The following is a 20,101-nucleotide window of genomic DNA, read 5'->3' as shown; positions in this document are numbered from 1 at the left end:
GAGGTGATGACCGACATTTCCTCCGGGATCGAGCAGATACTGGCGTCTGGCCGCAGCAAGCCGCGGTCCGGCCGGGATCCGGTGAACCAGCCGATGATTCGGCACTGGGTCGACGCGATCGGCGACGCCAATCCGATCTACACCGACGAGGCAGCCGCGCAGGCGGCCGGGCATCCCGGAATCGTCGCTCCGCCGGCCATGATCCAGGTCTGGACCATGATGGGACTGGGCGGGGAGCGCCCCGCCGACGATCCGCTCGGCAAGGTCATGGAACTGTTCGACGGCGCAGGCTATGTCGGCGTGGTGGCCACCAACTGTGAGCAGACCTACCACCGCTACCTGCGCCCCGGCGAGGAAGTCAGCGTCACCGCCGAGGTGACCGACATCGTGGGCCCCAAGAAGACCGGCCTGGGCGAGGGGTATTTCGTCACTCAGAAGATCCGTTGGTGGGTGAACGGCGACGAAGACGCGGAATGCGTCGCCGACATGAATTGGCGCATCCTGAAGTTCCTGCCCGCCGACAAGGGCGACGCGACTCCGGCAGCCGCGGTGCCCGAGGATCTGGACCCCGACAAGATGATGCGCCCGTCGTGGTCGCGGGACTCCCAGTACTTCTGGGACGGGGTGGCCGCACACGAGCTGCGCATCCAGCTCCGCCCGGACGGCAGCCTGCAACACCCGCCGGTGCCCGCGGTCTGGAAGGACAAGACCGAGACCACCGACTATGTCGTTTCCAGCGGCAAGGGAACGGTGTTCAGCTACGTGGTGCATCACGCGCCCAAGGTTCCCGGCCGCAGCTTGCCGTTCGTGATCGCACTGGTCGAGCTCGAGGAGGGCGTGCGGATGCTCGGCGAGCTTCGCGGCGTCGACGCGGCAGCGGTAAAGATCGGAATGCCGGTCCGCGCAACCTATCTCGATTTCCCCGCCAGCGATGTCGGTCCGGCGTGGTCTCTGTACGCCTGGGAGCCTGTGGAAGGAGACGGGGCATGAGCGCTGCGACTGTCGACGTGGGCACCAAGCTGCCCGAACTGAAGATCTACGGTGACCCGACGTTCATCGTCTCCACGGCGATCGCCACTCGCGACTACCAGGACGTGCACCACGACCGGGACAAAGCGCAGGCCAAGGGCTCCAAGGATATCTTCGTCAACATTCTGACCGACACCGGTCTGGTGCAGCGCTACATCACCGACTGGGCCGGATCCAACGCGGTGATCCGTTCGATCGGGCTGCGGCTGGGTGTGCCGTGGTATGCCTACGACACCGTCACCTTCTCCGGTGAGGTGACGGCGGTGGAAGACGGCCTGGTCACCGTGAAGGTCGTGGGCAACAACAGTCTTGGTGACCACGTCATCGCTACCGCCACTCTCACCCTCGGGGAGGCATGATGCTGTCCGGTAAGGCTGCCATCGCTGGAATCGGCGCCACCGACTTCTCCAAGGAATCCGGGCGCAGCGAACTGCGTCTGGCGGCCGAGGCGGTGCTCGACGCCCTCGACGATGCGGGCCTGAAGCCCTCCGACGTCGACGGCCTGGTCACCTTCACCATGGACTCCAACCTGGAGACCGCCGTCGCGCGTGCCACCGGGATCGGTGAGCTGAAGTTCTTCTCCCAGATCGGCTACGGCGGCGGTGCCGCTGCGGCGACCGTGCAGCAGGCTGCCCTGGCGGTGGCCACGGGCGTTGCCGAAGTCGTTGTGGCGTACCGCGCTTTTAATGAGCGCTCGGAGTTCCGGTTCGGCCAGGTGATGACCGGTTTGACGGTCAACGCCGACTCGCGCGGCGTGGAGTACAGCTGGTCGTACCCGCACGGCCTGAGCACCCCGGCGGCGTCGGTGGCGATGATCGCCCAGCGTTACATGCACGAATACGGCGCCACCAGTGCGGATTTCGGCGCGGTGTCGGTGGCGGACCGCAAGCACGCGGCGACCAACCCGAAGGCATTTTTCTACGGCAAGCCGATCACCATCGAGGATCATCAGAACTCGCGGTGGATCGCCGAACCGCTGCGGTTGCTGGACTGCTGCCAGGAGAGCGACGGCGGGGTGGCGATCGTCGTCACCACTCCGGAGCGGGCTCGCGACCTCAAGCACCGTCCGGCGATCATCGAGGCGGCTGCGCAGGCCGCAGGGGCCGACCAGTTCACCATGTACTCCTACTACCGTGAGGAGCTCGGCCTGCCTGAGATGGGCCTGGTGGGCAAGCAGCTGTGGTCGCAGTCGGGTCTGACTCCCGCCGACATCCAGACCGCGGTGCTCTACGACCACTTCACCCCCTACACGCTGATCCAGTTGGAAGAGCTGGGATTCTGCGGCAAGGGCGAGGCCAAGGACTTCATCGCCGGCGGCGCCATCGAGCTCGGCGGTCGGCTGCCGATCAACACCCACGGTGGACAGCTCGGTGAGGCCTACATCCACGGCATGAACGGCATCGCCGAGGGCGTGCGCCAGCTGCGCGGTACTTCGGTCAACCAGGTCGATGGCGTCGAGCACGTGCTGGTGACCGCCGGGACCGGTGTGCCTACCTCTGGCCTGATCCTCGGCTAATAGGCCGAGCAGACGCGAAAGCCCCCAAAAATCGACATTTTTGGGGGCTTTCGCGTCTTTTCGCGCTGGGCTACGCGCCCTCGCCCCAGCTCTCGGGCAACAGCGGAAGCGTCGGCCCGTCGCTGAAGCCGCCGCTCGCCAACCTGGTCAGGCCTGTTGCGGGCAGGCCCGGCTTGGCTTGCGCCGCAGCGAATCCCAGAGGCCCGGCACTACGGTTGGAGGCGCGAGTCGCGACGTCGGGCCCCATATCGGGGGTGTCGTCGGCGTAGACGTAGATGAACTCGTCCGCGTGCCCGCGGGCACTTCGGCGTCGGCGGGCCCTGGACCGATCCCGTGCGGCCGCAGCTGCGGCCGCCGCCTCGGCGGCGGCTTCCGGATTATGTGCCTTCTTGACGGCATGGGCGCGGGTCGCAGCGGGCATCCGGCCGGTCGCACCGGGAGGACCGATCACATAGGGCGGGAAGAACGCGGGGGCGCCGCCTGCCGGGGGAGTCGCGGGCGGTGCTGACGCGGGCGCGGCGCTGGTGGTCGGTGCCGATACCGAGCCGCCGGTGGCCGGTGCCGCAGCGGTGTTGGCGACGGTAGTGGACGTATTGGCTGAACCCACCGAGGCCAAGGGGTTTTCAGCGGGCAGGGCTTCGGCGGGCAGAACGGCCGGTGCAGGCTGAATTCCGGCGAGTCCGGCTAAGCCGGCTGCCCACCCCAGGTTGCCGATTGCCAGGCCTAGCGCGGGTTGCAACAGCGCCGGCGCGAACTGGCTCAAGGTGGCGGCAAGCTGACTGGCGTGGAAAGTCAGGTCGGCCATGATGACTGGGAGATCGGTCAGCAGCGCGGCTGGGTCGGTCAGCAGGTCGTTGACGATGATCTTGGCCCACTCGCCCATTTCCCCGAAGACGTCTTTCCACCATTCGGGGTCGGTCGGGTCCAGATCGCCATCGTGGATCCCGTCGTGGTCGTGGTCGTGGTCGTGGTCATGATCGTGGTCGTGTGCTGCCAAGATGGTCGGTGCCACGGCCGTCTGCGGCGCCGACGCCACTGCTGTACCGGAGACCGCTTCATAGGTCGCCATCGTGGTGGCGGCTTGGACCCACATCCGCACGTAGTCGGCTTCATTGATCGCGATGGGGATGGTATTGACCCCAAAGAAATTGGTAGCGACCAAGACTCCGTGAATGGCATGGTTAGCCGCTAGTTCCGGCATGGTGGGCATGGCCGCCAAGGCACTGACGTAAGCGGCGGCCGCCGTTTCGTGCTGAGCTGCACGTGCGGCACTGTCCGCGCTGGCCGTCGCCAACCAGGCCAAGTACGGCAGATGTGCGGCGAGATAGCGCTCGGCGCTGGGGCCCTGCCACGACGCTGCCTGGGTGGCTCCTAGCACCTCCCGCAACGCCTCTGCGATTGCGGTGTATTCAAGGCTCAGCGATGACCACGCGCCGGCCGCAGACAACAGTGGACCGGGCCCCGGGCCGCTGCTCAGCGCCGCTGAATGCACCTCTGGGGGAGATGCCATCCATACCGGCGCCGTCATGACGATCACCATATCGAAGATGAAAGTCATTTTCAATTAGGTGCCGCGCACGGGCGGCCGGCGAGAACGCCGGGGGCTAGCTAGGCCGAAACAAGCTCCACATCGTTGAGGATGGCGGCATCTTCACGCGACGGCGCAACGACATTGCCCACCAGTCGATCGCCGTCCTTCCACAGCCGGGCCCGCAGCGTCTCACCGGGGAAAACCACGCCGGCGAACCGCGCGCCGAAGGAACGGACCGCGCCGGCGTCACCGTCCAGCACGGTGTCCACCGCCGCCTTGCAGGTCATGCCGTAAGTGCACAGCCCGTGCAGGATCGGCCGGTCGAAGCCCGCCGCGGCCGCGAACGCCGGGTCCGAGTGCAGCGGGTTGCGGTCGCCGCAGAGCCGGTACAGCAGTGCCTGCTGCGGGGACACCGGGATGTCGACTTCGAAATCGGGTGCCCGGTCGGGCAGTTCGCTCGATGTCGACGGGCCGCGTTCGCCGCCGAAGCCACCCTCGCCCCGAGCGAAGATGGACCGGTGCTGCGTCCACAGCGGCGTGCCGTCGGTGCTGGTCACCGAGGTCTCGAGCACCACCACGGCGGCTTTGCCCTTATCCCACACCTCGACGATCCGGCTGATCGCGCGGGCGCTGCCCGACGGCGGCAGCGGCGCCGGCACGGTCACCTTCTCTGAGGCGTGCAGGATCTTGGCCAGGTCGATCTCGACGCCGGGCCAGCTCACCTTCGGCGGGTCCACCTCGTTGAACGAGGCCGCGACGCAGCCGAAGGTCGGCAGCACCTGCGGCTTGCCGTCCACCACGTAGCTCAGCTCACGCGGATCCATCGGGTCCGACCCGGCACCCAGCGCCAGGTTGTAGAGCTGCACATTGGTTGCGGTCCAGGAGAATTCGACCTGGCCGAACTCTGCTCCCAGTGCGACGTCGAGATCGATCGCCATTGCTAGGCCTTTCCTGCGATGTCGAGGGCCGCCAGGTAACCGAACGTCATGGCGGGTCCGATGGTGCCGCCCGGTCCGGGGTAGGTGTGGCCCATCACCGGTGCACTCACGTTTCCTGCCGCGTACAGCCCCGCGATGACACTGCCGTCGTCCCGCAGTGCCCGGCCGTTCACGTCGGTACGGATGCCGCCCTTGGTGCCCAGGTCGCCCGGCACCATCTTGGCCGCGTAGAACGGCCCCTGCGCGATCTGGCCCAGGTTGGGGTTCGGCTTGTTGGTCGGGTCACCGTAGTAACGGTCGTAGGCGCTCTCGCCGCGGTGGAAGTCCTCGTCCACACCCGTCCGCGCGAACTCGTTGAACCGCTCGACGGTCGCGGCCAGTGCGGCGGCCGGTACGCCGGTCTTGGTCGCCAGCTCTTCCAGGGTGTCGGCAGAGACGATCACGCCGGACTCCAACCACTTCTTCGGGATCCGTTGGCCCGGCTGTAGTCCCGCGAAGATGTAGTTGTTGCGGTAGCGCTGGTCGAAGATCAGCCAGGCCGGGATGTTCTCGCCGGGGCCGGGGCCCTGGCCGAATTCGCCGCCGTACATGTGGTGGCAGGCCTCGACGTACGGCATCGACTCGTTCATGAACCGCTTGCCGGCCATGTTCACGATGATCGATCCGGGCGAGTTGCGCTCCGACAGCGCGAACCACGGCGCCCCGGGCAGCGGCACCGTCGGCCCCCACCAGGAGTCCTCCATGATGTCCAGGGCAGCGCCGAGCTTCTCGCCGGCGACGATGCCCTCGCCGGTGTTGGCCTTCGCGCCCACGGTCCACTCGGTGGTGATCGGCGCGCGCTGGTACTTCACCCGCATCTGTTCGTTGTGCTCGAATCCGCCGCTGGCCAGGATGACCCCGCGCCGTGCGCGGATCAGGCGCGGCTCGCTCGATTCGGAGTCGCTCGCCCCGCGGACGTAGACACCCCGCACCACGCCGTCTTCGACATAGAGGTCGGTCAGCGCGGTGTTGAGCTCCACCGGAACGCCGGCGTTGCGCAGGCCGATGCGCAGCGGCGCGATCAGGGCCCGGCCCATGCCGACCAGGTTCTTGCCGGTGGCCTGGGCCCACATGGTGCGGGCGCCCACCTTCAGGCTGCGCAGCACCCCGCGTGGGTGGCGCTTGAGCTGGTTGAGTCGCACGTAGTCCTGCTGCATGACAACGACATTCAGCGGCACCTTGCCGTAAGCCGGCTCCAGGCCATTCATGTCGGCGCCCAGCTTCTTGGCGTTGAACGGCTTCGGCTCGATCGAACGGCCGGTGGGCTTTCCGCCTGGCTGCTCGGGGTAGTAGTCGGCGTACCCGGGAACCCAGCACATCTTCAGCGGCGAGTTCTTCAGCACGAACGACAACATCTCCGGCCCGCGCTGCAGGTAGGTGTCGATCTTCTCGGCCGGAACCACGTCGCCGACTATGGTGTGCAGATAGGTGCGAGCGGCCTGGGCGTCATCTTTGACACCGGCGCGCTGCAGCACCTCGTTGTTGGGGATCCACACGCCACCACCGGAGCGAGCGGTCGAGCCGCCATAGTGGGCGGCTTTCTCGATGACAATGGTGGACAGTCCCTGGTGGGCGGCAGTGAGGGCGGCGACCATCCCGGCGCCGCCGCTTCCGACCACGACGACGTCGTACTCCTGTTCGGCCATGTAGAACACGTTATAGAATTGCCCCGCCCGGGCGCCAGTTGGCTGGCCTTATTGCTCCGGCGGTCTCTGTACAACCGTTCCCTACCCTGCTGGTAACCCCTCGGTTGCGGCCAGGTCAGGCCGACTCGTCGGCGAAGTAGAACGTGTTCCAGTTTTGCCTCGTATGCAGGGCCTTTCTGCCCTTCCGCCTAAGGTGAAGGCATGCTTTACTGACGCGAGAACGTATCGTTTTCTCCTGCGGATCAGTAGTGAGGAGTTGTCATCGTGGCCAGTCCTACTATCTCGTCAGCCACCGGCATTCCGGCTGGTTTCGACCTCACCGACCCGGAAATCTACGCCGAGCGACTGCCCGACGCGGAGTTCGCCGAACTGCGGCGCAGCGAGCCGATCAAATGGATCGCGCAGCCCGACGACAAGAGCGGTGGCTTCAAAGACGGCGGCTACTGGGCGATCACCCGGCACGAGGACGTCAAGGAGATCTCGCGGCTCGACGACGTGTTCTCCAGTGAGGCCAATGGGGCCATCCCCAGGTTTCACGACGAAACAACCCGCGAACAGCTCGACGCGCAACGGATCTTGATGCTCAACCAGGACGCGCCGAAGCACACCCGGCAGCGCCGGATCATCTCCCGTGGCTTCACTCCTCGACACATCTTGCCGCTGCACGATGACCTGCAGGCGCGGGCGCAGGCGATCACCAAAGAGGCATTGGCCCGGGGCAGCGGTGACTTCGTGGTGGAAGTGGCCTCCGAGTTGCCCTTGCAGGCGATCGCTGGGCTGATGGGGGTGCCGCAGGAGGACCGCGGCAAGTTGTTCGACTGGACCAACCAGATGACGTCGTACGACGACCCAGAGTTCGCGCACTACGACCCGGCGGCCTCGGCGCTGGAGATCATCACCTACGGACTCAAGCTCGCCGAGCTCAAGCGCCGCAGCCCCGGCCCCGACATCGTGACGACGCTGGTCGAGGCCGACGTCGACGGCGAGAAGCTCAACGATGACGAGTTGGGTTACTTCATCATCCTGTTAGCGGTGGCCGGCAGCGAGACCACTCGCAACTCGATCACCCAGGGGATGATGGCGTTCACCGAGCATCCCGAGCAGTGGGAGCTGTTCAAGAAGGAGCGCCCGGCGACCACGGCCGACGAGGTGGTGCGCTGGGCCACTCCGGTGACGTCGTTCCAGCGCACCGCGACCCGGGATCACAACCTGAACGGGACGTTGATCAAAGAGGGTCAGCGAGTGGTGATGTTCTACCGCGCGGCCAACTTCGACGAGACGGTGTTCGACAAGCCGCAGGAGTTCAACATCTTGCGTGACCCCAACCCGCATGTCGGTTTTGGCGGCACCGGCGCGCACTACTGCATCGGCACGCATTTGGCGCGGATGACGATCGGGTCGATATTCAACGCGATCGCCGACAACATTCCGGACCTCAAGCCCCTGGACCGCCCGCAGCGGCTGCGCTCGGGCTGGCTCAACGGCATCAAGCACTGGAACGTGGACTACACCGGCGGCCGGTGATCTACAAGCCGCCGGTGTTGCAGCGGGCGAAGTAGGGCAGGTCTGTCAGCGGCGCTGCCACGGTGGACTCCGACGGGCCGGTGTAGCTTCCTTCGCTGTCTTTGCGTGTCCAGCAACCGGGCGGGAAATAGACCTTCCGCGAGGTGGCGCCCTGGGTGACGACCGGGGCAACGAGGACATCGGATCCGATCATCCATTCCTGGTCTGCCGCCCACGCCTGCGGATCGTTGGGCGCGGCCAGCCACACCGGTCGCGACAGCGGCACGCCGGTGCTGGCCGCCGTGGCCCAGGTGGCGGAGATCAACGGGATGGCCCGCTGGCGCAGCTCGGCGAGCTGCCGGAAGGTGTCCAGCGTCTCCTGGTCGAAGTCCCACGGCATGTGGGTGCCGGAGTGCGCCCCGTGTACCCGCATGATCGGTGAGAGCGCCGCCATCTGAGACCACCGCACGAACAGCTCCTTGGGGGTGGGGCCGGCCAGCAGATCCTGATAACCGCCGATGTCGGTGCCATAGCCGTAGGCGCCGGCCAGGCCCCGGTTGAGCATGTCCGGGATGAGTGCGGCCAGGCCAGAGGCCACCGAGAAGTCGGTGCTCTCGTCGCCCGGGAAGTTGCCACCCTCATAGCCGGTCGACCCGGTATAGCCCGCGCGGTTGTAGAACCAGATGTTGCGGCCTGGATGTGACTGCTCGTAGGCGTCCACCGCCTCGCGGACCACCTGTTGGTACAGCGTCGGGTAGGCGTTGTGCATGGTGGCGCCGGTCTGCCCGTTGGCGAAATGCATGTCGGGCAGGGTCTGTTCGCCGAAGTCGCTCATGAAACCGTCTGCCCCGGTCTCCAATACCTCCCGCACTGTGTGCTGAAACCAGGCTTTGGCGGCGGGGTTGGTGAAGTCGATGACGGCGGACTGTCCGCCGAGCGCCTGGTTGGGGGAGCCGACGATGTAGGGCCTGCCATTGGCGTGGGTCGCCACGTAGTTGTTGGCCACCGCGTACCGGTAGTCCGCCGGGCTGGTGTTGCGCAGCGGATCCATGCTGACGAAGCTGCGCACGTAGAGCAGCACGTGAATACCGTGCGAGCCGAATTCGCTGATCAGTTGGCGCAGGACCGCCGGGTCGATGGTCATCCAGGCCTCGGGGCGGTAGGCGGTGATCGGCAGGTTGTAGGCCAGGATGTTGGCCAGGTCGCTGCGGACGGTTGCCGCGTAGTCGTTCCCGGTCTGCCCGGTCACGATGCGGCGGTCCAACTGCGTGCCCAGCGCCCATGGCGGCGGGACGCGATGGCGGCCGTTGGCAGCGCTGAGTGCACTGATCACCTGTCCCGGGTCACCGACGGCGACCTCGTAGTCCAGGTGGGCCGCGGCGACGTTGACGTGCCAGGCATCGGGGCGATCGGAGTCCAAATGCCAGTCGGCCAGCTCCGTCTGGGCCAGCAGGAAGCCGTAGCCCGCGGTGGAGGTGAACTGTGGCTGCACGTAGTAGGCGGCCCTCGGACCGCCGGGGAACAGGTAGTGCGGGCCGCCGGAGCCGGCCATCAGGACATTGAACACCGGTGCCAATGGCCCGGCGCCGACGTTGGCCTCCTGCACCCAGTTGGTGAATCGTCCCCCGCGCTGATCGAGCCCGTTGTGCAGCCCGCCGAAGCCGGCGAACCGCTCGCCGGCCGGCGACGCGAAACTGTCTCCCATCGAGACGATGCCCGCCGTGCTGCTGGGGATGACCGACACCCGTAACCGGCCGGAGTCCTCGCTGAGAGTCACCCCCAGGGTGCGGCCCGACGGGTCGTCGGTACTGAGCGTCAGCTCCAGGCCCTGTGGCAAGGGGCGAGTGGAAAGCACTCCGGTCGCGGCGTACTGCATTCCGCAGCTGGAGGCCTCCCACAGGTCGCCCACCCACAACGGGCTGATCAGAAACGGGGTCGCCGAGGACGTGCCCACGGTGAACGTGAATGGTGTGTACCGGGTGGGAAACAGCCACTCGGATGGGGTCACACCCAGCGGCTTCGCGGCCTCGTTGCGGACCAGCCGCGGCCCACCGTTGCTGGGTACCTGCGTCAAAACCGGTTGGCCAGCGGAGTTGAGCACCTGCATCGCAAACGGTGCCTGATTGACGCGCACGCTGAATCCGGGACCGGCAAAGTTCAGCTCGCCGGTATCCGGGAGCGCTGCGATGGGTGGGACAACCGCGACTGCTGCAGCGGCCAGGCCAATGCTGGTCATGATGGCCATCGACCGCACGGCGCCTCCGGAGTTTCAAAAAGTTGACTGTTGTCCCGACAGTTGTTTCATCGGCAGATCCTGGCGGGTACACATCACGTCCGGGTCGCTACGGGGCTACGGCCTCGTCTCAGTGTTGGCGTTTTAGAACACGTTATAGAATTGCCGCTGAACGGCTTTTTCATCCGCTCAACACCACCCGAGGGGAACATCGAAGATGCTCAGCGCCCAGATCCGTGAGGAACTCGCTGCCGAGTTGGCGCAAGCGGAGCGGAGTCGGGTTCCGATCTCTCCGTTGACGGCGGCTCAGCCCGGCATCGACGTCGTCGACGCCTACGAGATCCAGCTGATCAACATCCGCCAGCGAATCGCCGAGGGCGCCCGCGTGGTCGGACACAAGGTCGGCCTGTCCAGCGAGGCGATGCAGCAGATGATGGGCGTCGACGAACCGGACTACGGGCACCTGCTCAACGAGATGCAGGTGTTCGAGGACAAGCCGGTCACGGCGTCGAACTACCTCTACCCCCGGATCGAGGTCGAGGTGGCGTTCATTCTGGCCGCGGACCTGCCGGGCGCGGACTGCACCGAGGAGGACGTGCTGGCCGCCACCGAGGCCTTTGCCCCGGCGATCGAATTGATCGACAGCCGGATCAGCGACTGGAAGATCAAACTCTGCGACACCATCGCCGACAACGCCTCGTCGGCGGGATTCGTGCTGGGCACGCAGCGGGTCAAGCCGGGTGACATCGATATCAAGAACATCGATGCGGCGCTGACCAAGAACGGCGAGGTGGTCGCGCAGGGCCGTAGTGACGCGGTGCTCGGCAACCCGGTCACCGCGGTGGCCTGGCTGGCTCGCAAGGTGGAAAGCTTCGGGGTGCGGTTGAAGGCAGGCGACATCGTCTTGCCGGGCACCGCGACCCGGGCCATCGACGTACACGCCGGCGACGATTGTGTCGCCGACTTCACCGGGCTGGGTTCAGTCCGGCTGGTTTTCGCATAGATTCCAATAGAGGAGCGTTCATGGCTGCCAAAGCCTCAGTCGCGATCGTCGGGTCGGGCAACATCAGCACCGACCTGCTGTACAAACTGCTGCGTTCGGAGTGGTTGGAGCCACGCTGGATGATCGGTATCGACCCGGAGTCCGAGGGCCTGGCCCGGGCCCGCAAGCTTGGTCTGGAGACTTCGGCTGAGGGGGCGGACTGGCTGCTGGCCCTGGATGAGAAGCCGGACTTCGTCTTCGAGGCCACTAGTGCCTACGTGCACAAGGCGTACGCGCCCAAGTACGAGGCCGCCGGCATCCGGGCCATTGACCTGACTCCGGCCGCGGTGGGCCCGGCGGTGATTCCGCCGGCAAACCTGCACGAACACGTCGACGCACCGAACGTCAACATGATCACCTGCGGTGGCCAGGCCACCATTCCGATCGTGTACGCGGTCACCCGCGCGGTCAAAGCCCAGGGCGGCACCGTGCCGTACGCAGAGATCGTGGCCAGCGTGGCGAGCGTGTCGGCCGGGCCGGGCACTCGCGCCAACATCGACGAGTTCACCAAGACCACCTCGGCGGGTGTGCAGACCATCGGTGGTGCCGAGCGCGGCAAGGCGATCATCATCTTGAACCCCGCCGACCCGCCGATGATCATGCGCGACACCATCTTCTGCCAGATCCCCGAGGACGCCGACCGTGACGCGATCACCGCGTCCATCAAGGACGTCGTCGCCCAGGTGCAGACCTACGTGCCGGGCTACCGGCTGCTCAACGAGCCGCAGTTCGACGAGCCGTCGCTGAACTCCGGCGGGCGCGCCGTGGTCACCACCTTCGTCGAGGTCGAGGGCGCGGGCGATTACCTGCCGCCGTATGCGGGGAACCTGGACATCATGACCGCCGCCGCCACCAAGGTCGGCGAGGAGATCGCCCGCGAGATGGCGGCAGCAAAGGCTGGAGGAGCGAAATGAGCGACCACATCTTCGATGTGCGGATCACCGACACCTCGCTGCGCGACGGCAGCCACCACAAGCGGCACCAGTTCACCCCCGACGAGGTCTCGGCGATCGTCGCCGCGATCGACGCCGCTGGAGTGCCGGTGATCGAGGTGACCCACGGTGACGGGCTGGGCGGGTCCAGCTTCAACTACGGGTTCTCCAAGACTCCCGACCAGGAGTTGATCAAGCTCGCGGCGGCCACGGCCAAGGACGCCAAGATCGCCTTCCTGATGCTGCCCGGCGTGGCGACCAAGGAAGACATGAAGGAGGCGCAGGGCAACGGCGGGGTGATCTGCCGGATCGCGACCCACTGCACCGAGGCTGATGTTTCCATCCAGCACTTCGGGCTTGCCCGCGAGCTGGGCCTGGAGACCGTCGGGTTTTTGATGATGGCCCACACCGTGTCCCCGGAGAAGCTGGCCACCCAGGCCCGCATCATGGCTGATGCCGGTTGTCAGTGCGTGTACGTGGTCGACTCGGCCGGTGCGCTGGTGATGGAAGGTGTTCGCGATCGGGTGCAGGCGTTGGTCACCGAGCTCGGTGATGACGCCCAGGTGGGCTTCCACGGTCACGAGAACCTCGGGCTCGGCGTCGCTAACTCTCTGGAGGCGGTGCGCGCCGGTGCCAAGCAGATCGACGGCTCGGTGCGCCGGTTCGGTGCGGGTGCGGGTAACGCGCCGGTCGAAGCGTTGATCGGGGTGTTCGACAAGGTCGGGATCAAGACCGGTATCGACTTCTTCGACATCGCCGATGCCGCCGAGGAAGTGGTTCGCCCGGCCATGCCGGCCGAGTGCGTGCTGGACCGCAACGCGCTGATCATGGGCTATTCCGGGGTGTACTCCAGCTTCCTCAAGCATGCGGTGCGCCAGGGCGAGCGTTACGGCGTGCCCGCTCACGAGCTGCTGCACCGGGCCGGGCAGCGCAAGCTGATCGGCGGCCAGGAGGACCAGCTCATCGACATCGCCCTGGAGATCCAGCGGGAGCGGGCTGCGAAGTAGTGATTTCGGCGCGATTGTTGTCGCTGAGCGGGCAGAATCGCGCCGAAGTCGCATGAGAACTCAAGCCCAGGCGATTCTGGAGCAGCTGGCCGGACCGCAGGCGCGGCTGCGCGACGACCAGTGGGCTGCGATCGAGGCACTGGTCGTTGGGCGCCGTCGCGCACTGGTGGTGCAGCGGACCGGCTGGGGCAAGTCGGCGGTGTACTTCATCGCGGCGAAGCTACTGCGGGCCGGCGGGCACGGTCCGACGGTGATCGTGTCGCCCCTGCTGGCGTTGATGCGCAACCAGGTCGCCGCCGCGGAGCGAGCCGGCGTGCACGCGGCCACCATCAACTCGTCGAACGTGACCGAGTGGGCCGACGTGCAACGCCGGGTGACCGCGGGTGAACTGGACGTGCTGCTGGTCAGCCCGGAGCGGCTCAACAATCCCGACTTCCGCGACGAGGTGCTGCCGGCGCTGGCGGCCCGGGCCGGGCTGGTCGTGGTCGACGAGGCCCACTGCGTCTCGGACTGGGGCCACGACTTCCGGCCGGACTACCGGCGGATCCGCACCCTGATCGCCGAGCTCGGCGCCGACATCCCGGTGCTGGCGACCACGGCGACCGCCAACGACCGGGTGGTCTCCGATGTCGCCGGCCAGCTCGGGGTCGGCGGTGGCGACACCCTGGTGCTGCGCGGTGGCCTGGACCGCGAATCGCTACGGATGTCGGTGGTGCAAGCCGGGGGCCCGGCTGCGCGGGCCGCCTGGATCGGCACTCACCTGGAGCAGCTGCCCGGATCCGGGATCGTCTACACGCTGACGGTGGCCCAAGCCCACGACGTGGCCGCTGACCTGCGCGCGCAGGGGTTCGCGGTGGCCGCTTACACCGGTTCGACAGACTCGGCCGACCGGGAGCAACTCGAGGCCGACCTGCTGGCCAACCGGGTCAAAGCGCTGATCGCCACCTCGGCGCTGGGAATGGGATTCGACAAGCCCGACCTGGGATTCGTCGTCCACCTGGGCGCGCCGTCCTCGCCGATCGCTTACTACCAGCAGGTCGGTCGTGCCGGGCGCGCCACCGCCAGCGCCGAAGTGATCCTGTTGCCCGGCACCGAGGACTCCGACATCTGGCACTACTTCGCGTCCCTGGCCTTCCCCGCGGAGTCCTTGGTGCGCAAGGTGATCGGCGAACTGTCGCCCGATCAGCCGCTGTCGACGCCGGCGCTGGAAGCGCGGGTGGACCTGAACCGGTCGCGGTTGGAGATGGTGCTCAAGGTCCTCGACGTCGACGGCGCGGTACGCCGAGTCAAGGGCGGTTGGCTGGGCACCGGAGCCCAGTGGACCTACGACGAGCAGCGCTACCGCAAGCTCGCCGAGCTGCGTCGGGCCGAGCAGCAGGCGATGCTGGACTACCAGGCCACCGACGGCTGCCGGATGAGTTTCCTGCGGGCCCAACTCAATGACCCCCAGTTGCAGGCGGGGGAGCGCTGCGGGCGGTGCGACAACTGCGCCGGACCGCGGTTTGACGCCGCGGTGGACCCCAGCGCTGCCGCGGCCACGCGTGAGCGGCTGATGCGTCCCGGCGTGGAGATCACGCCGCGGCGACAGTGGCCGTCGGGGCTGGCGCAGCTCGGCGTCGGTTTGTCCGGCCGGATCGCGGACGGGCCGGAGCCGGGCCGGGTCATCGGCCGGCTCACCGACCTGGGCTGGGGTGCGCGCCTGCGGAGGCTGCTCGACGAGCCGGACCGCGAAGTGCCCGACGAGGTGGTGCGCGCGGCCGTGAGCGTGCTGGCCGGCTGGGAGTGGCAGACCCGGCCCACCGCGGTCCTGGGCCTGGACTCGGCCACGCACCCGATTCTGATCGGCTCGTTGACCGACCGGCTGGCCGAACTCGGCCGCCTGACCCGCTTGGACACCTTGCGGTATGCGCCGCAGCGCCGCGCGACGGCGGCGGCGAACTCGGCCTACCGGGTCGCCGCGCTGCAGGGTTGCTGGCTGCCGCCGACGGAACTACCGGCCGATATCGGCCCGGTGCTGTTGGTCGACGACGTCACCGACACCGGGTGGACGTTGACGATGGCGGCCCGGGTGCTGCGGGCTGCGGGCGCACCGCAGGTGCTGCCGTTCGCCCTGGCCAGCACGAACTAGAAACGCGGGTACCGTCGAGTGATGAGCGGTATTACTCGAGCAATCGCGGTCGGCCTGCTCAGCGTGGCCGCGGTACTGACACCGGTGGCCAACGCCGCACCACAGCAATGCGACCAGACCTTCGGCAATTCCATCGACGCGTACCTGAACCGGCACCCGGACGTCCGGGCCGAATTAGACGCGAAGGGACGGCAGGAGGATCCCGGGGCCCCGAACCCGGTGCTGTCCTACCTCGAACGGCACCCGCACGTCCGGGAGGCGTTGATCACGCTGTCTCAGCAGTGTGTGTGACGAACGGCGACCGGAACACGTAGCGGCTGGTGGGTACGGTGTCGATGTTCAGATGCGCGCCGAACGCGCTGACGCTGGCGATCATCCGGCCCACCCGATCGGTGAGGTCGGCTTGGTCGGCCGCGCCGTAGAACGCGTACGGATCGGACACCGCCTCGTCCGGGAAGTTCTCCTCGACAATGGCGTCGATGCGGGGTGCATCCTCGGTAAGCGGACGGATCACGACATTCTGGGTGTAGCCGAAGGTCGCCTGGGTGTCGATCGCGACCTGGGTGTGGTCGATGTGCCAGCGGTGCAGCCAGGTCGCCTCGTCCAAATCAGCCGGCCGGCGCAGCAACGCCACATTGGCCAGACCCGGGGTGCGGCGGCCCTCGCCGAGGTCCGGCGGCGGCATGGGCATCGATTCGGTTACCAGATACGCTGCCGCCGAATCAGATTCGGCTTCGATCAGGGCGATGGCGGCTCGCGTCGCTTCGCCGTAGTACTGCTGGGTCCACAGGCCGATGACGGCCGCCGCCGGCGGATCCAGCGTCGTCAGGGTCATCATGGAGTCGCGCACCTGCTCGTCGCGCACGTTGACCACGACGCCCGGCAGTCCTAGATCCAGTAGTTTCGCTGCGATCGGACCGCGCAGATTCTGGCACCATTGGTCGCTGAAATCGGCTGTGCGCGCGACGATCATGACCTTTTCCATCGATGTCTCCTTAACCGGTTGCGGCGCGGAACGCCGAGACGAGTTCGCTGAGCAGTTCAGTGGCCTGGCCGATGTCCTTGGGCAGCGAGCAGGTGACCCGCACATCGGTGACACCGGCGGCTACCAGTGCCGGCGCGGTGGCCGCGGTGGCCGCGGTGTCCAGGGAGCCGTCCGGGTTCTTAGCGGTGCTCGCGTGGCCCAGGACTTGCAGGCCGGTGGGGTCGCCGCCCAGTGCGGCGATGCGGTCCTTCATCGCCGCGATGGCCCCGGCCGGGTCGCGCATTGCCGGGCCCCACGGGATCCAGCCGGACCCGAACCGGGCCAGCCGGCGTGCCACCGCGTCGTTGACGGTGCCGCTCACCCAGATCGGAACCCCGCCGGGGGCAACGGGTTTGGGCATCTGGTGAATGCTTTCGAAGGACAACTCCGGGGACGTGTAGCTGCTGCGCTGCTGAGTCCACAGTGTCTGGCACACCTCCAGGGTGTGGTCCAGGAGTCGCCCGCGACGCTCGAATGACAGTCCGGCGGCCTCGTACTCCTCGCGTTGCCAGCCGACGCCCACGCCAAGATCCAGTCGCCCTCCCGACAGGACGTCGAGGGTGGCCAGCTCCTTGGCCAGCACCACCGGGCGGCGCAGTGCAGCCAGCAACACCGCAGTGCCCAAACGGATGCGGGTGGTGGTCGCGGCCAGCGCGGTGAGCACGATCAGCGGATCCAGCCACTGGCCGTCGGGCCCGGTCGGCTGGCGTCCTCCGGTGATTCCGCCGAGCCGGGGGTCGGCGTAGGCATCCGGATTCTCGCCGAACACCACGTGGTCGGAGACCACGACCCGATCGACGCCCGCAGCGTCCATCGCCGCGCCCAGGGCCAGGGTGGTGCCCCAATCATGGCCGGGATCGTCGGTGAAGGTCTTGAGCTGCAACGAGATCTGCGGCTTCTGGGCTGAGGTCATGAGCGCACCTGCCGGGCCGGTCGCGACTCGATCGCGTCGATGGTCAGCTCCCGCTGTGCGATTCGCCAGCCCTGCCCGACTCGGTGATAGGCGTCGCGGTAGCGCAGGTACCAGACGTGGTCGGTGAGCTTGCCGTCGTGCTCGATCCAATGATGCGCCACTCCGGTGATCTCTCCGGTCGCGACGTCAGTCGAGTTCGAAGCTGTGTAGACCTCGCCGACGATGCCGTGCTGGGTACGGGTCACCGCGGACAGGGCTGACATTGCGTCCCGCACGCCGGCGTGGCCGTGATGGCGCACGCATGGCTCCAGGTGCTCCGGCGGATCCGGCAGGACGAGTTCGGCGTCGCCGGTGAACAATTCGGCTACCTCGTCGAATCGTCGCGCGTCGACACAGCTGGCGTAGCGGTGCACGAGCTCGGACAACTCCAGTCGGGAGGCGGCCGACAAGACCAGCGCGGTCATGTCGCCGAACCTAACAGCCAGGCGGGCTTGCTTCCTCCCAGTTGCGCGGTGAGCGCCTCGGCGGTCCGCAACAGTCCGCGTGCCCACTTGCTGATCTCGGAGTCGCTCAGTGCGCGCTGGGCGTGCAGCGACAGCACCATCGCTTGGCGTTGATGGTGGTCGTAGACCGGAGCGGAGATCACGCTGATGTCGTGGCGGCCCCGGCCGCCGGCCTCGCCCCGCAGATACACCCGCTCGCCGATGTCGGAGACCAGCTCGCCGAGCAGGGCCCGCAGCTCGTCGGGCAGATCGCTGGACAGGCCCGCCATCAACCCGTAGAGCCGTTGCCCGCCCGGTGTCAGCCGCTCGACCAGGTAGCCGTCGGCGCGGCATTCGTCGACGACGCGCTGCAGGCGCTCGCTCTCCGATCGCAGCGGGATGGTGGGCTGGCGGGCCAGCCAGTCCCGCAGGGCATGGTCGTCCCAGAGCACGAACATCAGCCCGACCGGCGGTGCGAAGGGATAACTCTGGCCGGCTTGGACTCCCAGATGCGCGTTGGGCGCCGCCACCAGCTCCAGCACCGTGATTCGGTCGTCGACCACCGCGCTGAGCGCCGCGGAGGTGGCGAAATCCGCAGACAGCCGCCGCAATTGCTCGCGTGCTTCGGGGCCGACCCGCAGCGACTGCTGGGCCGCGCGACCGAGCGTGATCAGGCCCGGCCCGAGCCGGTAGGTCTTGTGCGGGTCGTCTCGTGTCAGGTAACCCGCGTCGGCTAGGGCGTTGGCGATGCCCAGGCAGGTCGGCTTGGACAGCTCGGTGCGCCGAGCCAGTTCGGACAATCCGAAGCTCTGGTCGGGGTGACGGGCCAGAAAGTCCAGGATTGTCACCACCCGCTCGGTCGGCGGGGACGACCGCACAACTCGTTGGGGCGCCGCTTGTTCAGGCACAGCCATTGCAGCATGCTACCGCGACCGTCTAAAGTCGGTTCGAGATATCTACCATTGCGGTCCAATATTGAACCAATCGACGATCTGTGAGGTGTTGCAGCGATGTACTCCGAACCCCTATCGGCCGCGATCGCCGAGGCGGAGAAGCTGGTCGCCGGCGCCCCGCACATCGAGACCGAGGCCGATCTGCTCGAGGGCCTGCAATACCTTGCCGGCGGTATCGAGGCGTGCGTGCACGCCGCCTTCAACAGCGAGCGCGACCATCCGTTCTTGCTGTCGGGCACCGGGCCGTTCACCAAGATGGGCCTGGACAACCCCGACACGCTGTACTTCGGCACCGTCGTGCGTCCCGGCAACGACTACATCGTGCAGGGCACCCGGGGAACCACGACCGACCTCAGTTTCCAGCTTCTCGGCGGCGAATACACCGACGACAACGTCCCGGCCAGCGAGGCCGCCTTCGACGACCGCGAACTCGATGTTGCCGCCGACGGCACCTTCACCTGGCGCTTCCAGCCGACGAAGCCGGCGCAATTGGTGATCCGCGAGGTCTACAACGACTGGTCCGCTCAGCGCGGCACGCTCTCGATCGCCCGGACCGACACCGAAGGCACCGCACCGCCGGTCTTGACCCCCCAGCTCATCGAGAAGCGTTATGCGGCAGCGGGGAAGCAGCTGATCAACCGCATCAAGACCTGGTTGGCCTTCCCGCAGTGGTTCTACCTCAACCTCCCGGTCAACACCATGGTGGCGCCGCGGCTCACGCCGGGCGGTCTGGCCACGCAGTACTCGTCGGCCGGGCACTACGACCTGGAACCGGGGCAGGCGCTGGTCATCACCCTGCCGGTGTCGGATGCGCCGTACCTGGGCTTCCAGTTGGGCAGCCTGTGGTACATCTCGCTGGACTACATCAACCACCAGACCTCGCTGAACGGCACTCAGGCGCAAGCCGATCCGGACGGCAAGTTCCGGATCGTGGTCTCCGACACCGATCCCGGGGTCACCAACTGGGTCGAGACCCTGGGGCATCGGCGCGGGTTCCTGCAGTTCCGCTGGCAGCGGGTGTCGCGGCAACTGACCGAGGCCGACGGACCGACCGTCGAGCTCGTCGACGTCGATGCCGTGCAGGCGGCCCTGCCCTTCTATGACCACAACAAGATTTCGCAAGAGGACTGGCGAGCGCGTATCGCGCTGCGGCAGCGGCAAATCGCTAACAGGATGCTGGGGTGA

The 20,101-nt window shown here is 67.2% G+C and carries 18 protein-coding genes; 10 read left to right on the top strand and 8 right to left on the bottom strand.

The genetic code is table 11. The features are described from left to right. Positions 1-6: 6 nt before the first annotated feature. Genes ACKY0X_RS19990 through ACKY0X_RS19980 form a run of 3 tightly spaced genes read left to right on the top strand, consistent with a single transcriptional unit; the run spans position 7 to position 2,545 of the window. Positions 7-990, top strand: a complete 984-nt coding sequence (locus ACKY0X_RS19990) for a bifunctional MaoC family dehydratase N-terminal/OB-fold nucleic acid binding domain-containing protein (RefSeq protein ID WP_409427409.1) — start codon at positions 7-9, stop codon at positions 988-990. Continuing rightward, positions 987-1,388 (top strand): MaoC family dehydratase, encoded by a 402-nt coding sequence (locus ACKY0X_RS19985; RefSeq protein ID WP_409427408.1) that lies wholly within the window; start codon positions 987-989, stop codon positions 1,386-1,388. The genes ACKY0X_RS19990 and ACKY0X_RS19985 overlap by 4 nt, the downstream gene beginning before the upstream one ends. Further along, the gene (locus tag ACKY0X_RS19980; protein WP_065039216.1) at positions 1,388-2,545 is read left to right on the top strand and encodes a lipid-transfer protein; all 1,158 of its coding nucleotides are present in this window, start codon (positions 1,388-1,390) and stop codon (positions 2,543-2,545) included. Before ACKY0X_RS19985 ends, ACKY0X_RS19980 begins: the two co-directional genes overlap by 1 nt. 70 nt (positions 2,546-2,615) lie before the next feature. On the opposite strand, the gene ACKY0X_RS19975 is transcribed toward ACKY0X_RS19980, so the two are convergent. From ACKY0X_RS19975 to kstD, 3 genes are all read right to left on the bottom strand, one after another. Further along, positions 2,616-4,073, bottom strand: coding sequence for a PPE family protein (locus ACKY0X_RS19975; RefSeq protein WP_409427407.1), 1,458 nt, complete (start codon positions 4,071-4,073; stop codon positions 2,616-2,618). 80 nt (positions 4,074-4,153) lie between these two features. Next, a complete protein-coding gene (locus ACKY0X_RS19970; RefSeq protein ID WP_409427406.1) occupies positions 4,154-5,014 on the bottom strand; it encodes a MaoC/PaaZ C-terminal domain-containing protein in 861 nt (286 codons plus the stop codon). Between the two features lie 2 nt (positions 5,015-5,016). Continuing rightward, the gene (gene kstD, locus ACKY0X_RS19965; protein ID WP_409427405.1) at positions 5,017-6,699 is read right to left on the bottom strand and encodes a 3-oxosteroid 1-dehydrogenase; all 1,683 of its coding nucleotides are present in this window, start codon (positions 6,697-6,699) and stop codon (positions 5,017-5,019) included. A gap of 264 nt (positions 6,700-6,963) precedes the next feature. On the opposite strand from kstD, the gene ACKY0X_RS19960 reads away from it, so the two are divergent. Then, positions 6,964-8,223 (top strand): cytochrome P450, encoded by a 1,260-nt coding sequence (locus ACKY0X_RS19960; protein ID WP_409427404.1) that lies wholly within the window; start codon positions 6,964-6,966, stop codon positions 8,221-8,223. A gap of 1 nt (position 8,224) precedes the next feature. On the opposite strand, the gene ACKY0X_RS19955 is transcribed toward ACKY0X_RS19960, so the two are convergent. After that, positions 8,225-10,438, bottom strand: coding sequence for a TIM-barrel domain-containing protein (locus tag ACKY0X_RS19955; protein ID WP_409427403.1), 2,214 nt, complete (start codon positions 10,436-10,438; stop codon positions 8,225-8,227). A gap of 214 nt (positions 10,439-10,652) precedes the next feature. On the opposite strand from ACKY0X_RS19955, the gene ACKY0X_RS19950 reads away from it, so the two are divergent. From ACKY0X_RS19950 to ACKY0X_RS19930, 5 genes are read left to right on the top strand one after another with little or no spacing between them, the layout of a single operon-like run. Next, complete coding sequence (locus ACKY0X_RS19950; protein ID WP_409427402.1) at positions 10,653-11,438, top strand: 2-keto-4-pentenoate hydratase; 786 nt, start codon at positions 10,653-10,655, stop codon at positions 11,436-11,438. Positions 11,439-11,458: 20 nt separating this feature from the next. Next, positions 11,459-12,391: an acetaldehyde dehydrogenase (acetylating) gene (locus ACKY0X_RS19945; RefSeq protein WP_409427401.1), complete on the top strand. Its 933-nt coding sequence runs from the start codon at positions 11,459-11,461 to the stop codon at positions 12,389-12,391. Continuing rightward, positions 12,388-13,416: a 4-hydroxy-2-oxovalerate aldolase gene (gene dmpG, locus ACKY0X_RS19940; RefSeq protein WP_409427400.1), complete on the top strand. Its 1,029-nt coding sequence runs from the start codon at positions 12,388-12,390 to the stop codon at positions 13,414-13,416. The genes ACKY0X_RS19945 and dmpG overlap by 4 nt, the downstream gene beginning before the upstream one ends. Positions 13,417-13,468: 52 nt before the next feature. Next, the gene (locus ACKY0X_RS19935; protein ID WP_409427399.1) at positions 13,469-15,544 is read left to right on the top strand and encodes a RecQ family ATP-dependent DNA helicase; all 2,076 of its coding nucleotides are present in this window, start codon (positions 13,469-13,471) and stop codon (positions 15,542-15,544) included. Positions 15,545-15,565: 21 nt separating this feature from the next. Next, a complete protein-coding gene (locus tag ACKY0X_RS19930; RefSeq protein WP_409427398.1) occupies positions 15,566-15,835 on the top strand; it encodes a hypothetical protein in 270 nt (89 codons plus the stop codon). Here ACKY0X_RS19930 and ACKY0X_RS19925 read toward each other — a convergent pair. From ACKY0X_RS19925 to ACKY0X_RS19910, 4 genes are read right to left on the bottom strand one after another with little or no spacing between them, the layout of a single operon-like run. Continuing rightward, on the bottom strand, positions 15,810-16,529 hold the full coding sequence (locus ACKY0X_RS19925; protein ID WP_409427397.1) for a hypothetical protein: 720 nt from the start codon (positions 16,527-16,529) through the stop codon (positions 15,810-15,812). The genes ACKY0X_RS19930 and ACKY0X_RS19925 overlap by 26 nt on opposite strands. Before the next feature lie 10 nt (positions 16,530-16,539). Next, the gene (locus tag ACKY0X_RS19920; protein ID WP_409427396.1) at positions 16,540-17,481 is read right to left on the bottom strand and encodes a TIGR03619 family F420-dependent LLM class oxidoreductase; all 942 of its coding nucleotides are present in this window, start codon (positions 17,479-17,481) and stop codon (positions 16,540-16,542) included. Then, positions 17,478-17,945 (bottom strand): nuclear transport factor 2 family protein, encoded by a 468-nt coding sequence (locus ACKY0X_RS19915; protein WP_409427395.1) that lies wholly within the window; start codon positions 17,943-17,945, stop codon positions 17,478-17,480. The genes ACKY0X_RS19920 and ACKY0X_RS19915 overlap by 4 nt, the downstream gene beginning before the upstream one ends. Beyond that, complete coding sequence (locus ACKY0X_RS19910) at positions 17,942-18,877, bottom strand: IclR family transcriptional regulator (protein WP_409427394.1); 936 nt, start codon at positions 18,875-18,877, stop codon at positions 17,942-17,944. Before ACKY0X_RS19910 ends, ACKY0X_RS19915 begins: the two co-directional genes overlap by 4 nt. Positions 18,878-18,973: 96 nt before the next feature. On the opposite strand from ACKY0X_RS19910, the gene ACKY0X_RS19905 reads away from it, so the two are divergent. Beyond that, positions 18,974-20,101: a hypothetical protein gene (locus tag ACKY0X_RS19905; RefSeq protein WP_409427393.1), complete on the top strand. Its 1,128-nt coding sequence runs from the start codon at positions 18,974-18,976 to the stop codon at positions 20,099-20,101.

This window comes from Mycobacterium sp. SMC-11 (genome assembly GCF_046250095.1).
Lineage (GTDB): Bacteria > Actinomycetota > Actinomycetes > Mycobacteriales > Mycobacteriaceae > Mycobacterium > Mycobacterium heraklionense_A.
Note: the sequence above shows the minus strand (reverse complement) of the source record. Positions and strands in the feature narration are given on the sequence as shown.